Genomic DNA, 2,559 nt, shown 5'->3' with positions numbered 1-2,559 from the left:
GGCCCCACCCACTCGCGGCTTTCGGACGTGAAGCCGCGAGTGGGTGGGGCCTCGGCGGCGCACACTGGGGGCGTGATGGACGAAGAGAGCAAATACGAGGCGGTGACCAGCCGTGACTCGCGCTTCGACGGAGAGTTCTTCTTCGCCGTGGTGACCACCGGCATCTACTGCAGGCCGAGTTGCCCCGCCGTCACCCCCAAGCGCGAGAACGTGCGCTTCTACCCGACAGCCGCCGCCGCCCAGGGCAACGGGTTCCGGGCCTGCCGCCGCTGCCGCCCCGACGCCGTACCCGGATCCGCCGACTGGAACGCGCGCGCCGATGTCGTCGGTCGCGCGATGCGGATGATCGGCGACGGAATCGTCGACCGAGAAGGCGTGCCGGGCCTCGCGGGCCGGCTCGGGTACAGCACCCGGCAGGTCCAGCGCCAGCTCACCGGCGAACTCGGCGCGGGTCCCGTCGCCCTCGCCCGCGCCCAGCGAGCCCACACCGCCCGCGTGCTGCTCCAGACCACCGGGCTGCCGGTGACCGAGATCGCGTTCGCCTCGGGCTTCGCGAGCGTGCGGCAGTTCAACGACACCATCCGCCAGATCTACGCCCGCACCCCCAGCCTCCTGCGCACCGAGTCCCGAGAGGCCCGTACGCGTACGGGGCCCGCCCTCGCCGCCGGAATCCCGCTGCGACTCGCGTATCGCGGCGCCTACGCCGCCGCCGAGGTCTTCGACCTCCTCGCGGACGAGGCCGTGCCGCGCGTCGAGGAGGTGGCCGGCGAGCGCGGCGCCCGCACGTACCGGCGCACCCTGCGCCTGCCGTACGGAACGGGCATCGCCGCCGTAGACGAGACCCCGCACCCCGGCTGGCTCGACGCCCGCATCCACCTCACCGACCTGCGGGATCTCACCACCGCCGTGCAGCGGTTGCGCCGGCTCTTCGACCTGGACGCCGACCCGTACGCCGTCGACGAGCGGCTCGCCGCCGATCCGGCGCTGGCGCCCCTGGTCGCCGCCCGGCCGGGACTGCGCTCGCCGGGCGCCGCCGACCCGGACGAGTTCGCGGTACGGGCACTGGTCGGCCGGGCGGCGGCGGCCGGTCTGGTCGCGGCGTACGGGAAGCTGCTCGACCAGCCGTGCGGCGCGCTGACGCACGTCTTTCCCGAGCCGGGCGCCCTCACCGGGGCCGAGGACCCGGCGCTGCGGGCGCTGGCGGTCGCGCTCGCCGACGGCGTCGTACATCTCGGGCCCGGCGCCGACCGCGACGAGGCGGAGCGGGCGCTGAAGGCCCTGCCGGGGGTCACCGCGCGGACGGCGGCCCTGATCCAGATGCGGGCCCTCGGGGACCCGGACGTCGCGCCGGACGGCGGGGAGGGCACCGCCGGCGCGGCGCGGTGGCGGCCCTGGAGGTCGTACGCGGTGCGGCATCTGTGGACGGCTGGCCGCCGCCCCTGAGCGTCAGTCGCCGTCCAGACCCCAGCTGTGGATCTTCCGCGGGTGGATCCGGATCAGCTCCTCGCTGAAGTGCGGTCCCAAGTCGTGCGGCCCGGTCAGCAGCTCGGCCTCGCCCCGGATGTCCACCCCGCGCACCGCCCACGGCTTCAGGCTCACGATGTCGTCGACGACCAGGGCGACCTTCGGGTTCGTCTGGAGGTTGCGCCACTTCTTCGTCGTGCCCAGGGCGAATCCGCCGATCAGTATCGTCCCGTCGTCCTGCGGGAAGAAGCCGACCGGGTTCGCCTGCGGCCGGCCCTCCGGGTCGACGGTCGCCATCCGTCCCAGGCGCTGCGTCCTGAGGTAGGCGCGCTCGGCGTCGCTGAATGCGGTCATGACGCCACCCTCACACGCGCGACCCTCCCGGCACATCGGTACGGCGGCCTAGGACTTCCGCCGCACCGGGAGCGGTGCCCCGCCCCGTCAGCCCCAGACCAGCACGCCCACCCACGTGCCGGTGACCAGCAGGCAGGCGAACAGCTCCACGAGCACCGGGTAGCCGATGGCACGCATGACCGTACGGGTGGAGGCCCAGCCACCGCCGTGGCTGCCGAGCCGGGCCCGCTCCACGCCGTAGATGCCCCCGACGAACCCCAGGACCGCGCCCACCACCGGCAGCAGGAAGAAGCCGGCGATCCCGGCGATCCCGCCCACCATGAGCGTCCGCTGCGGCGCGCCGGACTCCTGGGGGCGGCGGGCCGGCAGCAGGGGTTTGAGCGCCTGGTCGAGCAGCAGCAGGCCGGTCGCACCGATCAGGACACCCCAGGCGAGCACCGTCTTGTCCTCCAGCGCCCACCACAGCACGGCCGCCCAGACGATCGCCTGCCCCGGTACGCCCGGCACCAGTACGCCGAGCAGGCCGAGCAGCATGACGAGGCCGACCAGAAGGAGCTGCCACACGCCCATCTGTCCAGGGTGCGCGCCCCACGCGGCCGCCGCAGGTCGGGGGCGGCGAGGGGAGCGCCGTCGCGTCCGGGCGGCCTGTGGTGCCGGGGAGGTAGCGGGTGGCGATGTCGCAGCCGGCCATCCGGGGCGCGACCTGCGGCAGCATGCTCTCCTGAAGCGTCTCGGCCACCT

3 protein-coding genes are annotated in these 2,559 nt (G+C 74.5%); 1 reads left to right on the top strand and 2 read right to left on the bottom strand.

The window, feature by feature from the left end; translation table 11 throughout:
* The first annotated feature begins 75 nt into the window (after positions 1-75).
* Positions 76-1,443: a DNA-3-methyladenine glycosylase 2 family protein gene (locus tag E2E34_RS33285; RefSeq protein ID WP_138905560.1), complete on the top strand. Its 1,368-nt coding sequence runs from the start codon at positions 76-78 to the stop codon at positions 1,441-1,443.
* 3 nt (positions 1,444-1,446) lie between these two features.
* Here E2E34_RS33285 and E2E34_RS33280 read toward each other — a convergent pair whose 3' ends face one another.
* Both E2E34_RS33280 and E2E34_RS33275 read right to left on the bottom strand, forming a co-directional pair.
* The gene (locus tag E2E34_RS33280) at positions 1,447-1,818 is read right to left on the bottom strand and encodes a PPOX class F420-dependent oxidoreductase (protein ID WP_138905558.1); all 372 of its coding nucleotides are present in this window, start codon (positions 1,816-1,818) and stop codon (positions 1,447-1,449) included.
* Positions 1,819-1,905: 87 nt separating this feature from the next.
* Positions 1,906-2,388 carry a DUF456 domain-containing protein gene (locus tag E2E34_RS33275; RefSeq protein WP_167518439.1) on the bottom strand — a complete coding sequence of 161 codons (483 nt, stop codon included), beginning with the start codon at positions 2,386-2,388 and terminating at the stop codon, positions 1,906-1,908.
* Positions 2,389-2,559 lie beyond the last annotated feature (171 nt).

The organism is Streptomyces albidochromogenes (assembly GCF_005981925.1).
GTDB lineage: Bacteria > Actinomycetota > Actinomycetes > Streptomycetales > Streptomycetaceae > Streptomyces > Streptomyces albidochromogenes.
The sequence above is the reverse complement of the archived record's forward strand: the minus strand, read 5'-3'. Positions and strand labels throughout refer to the sequence as shown.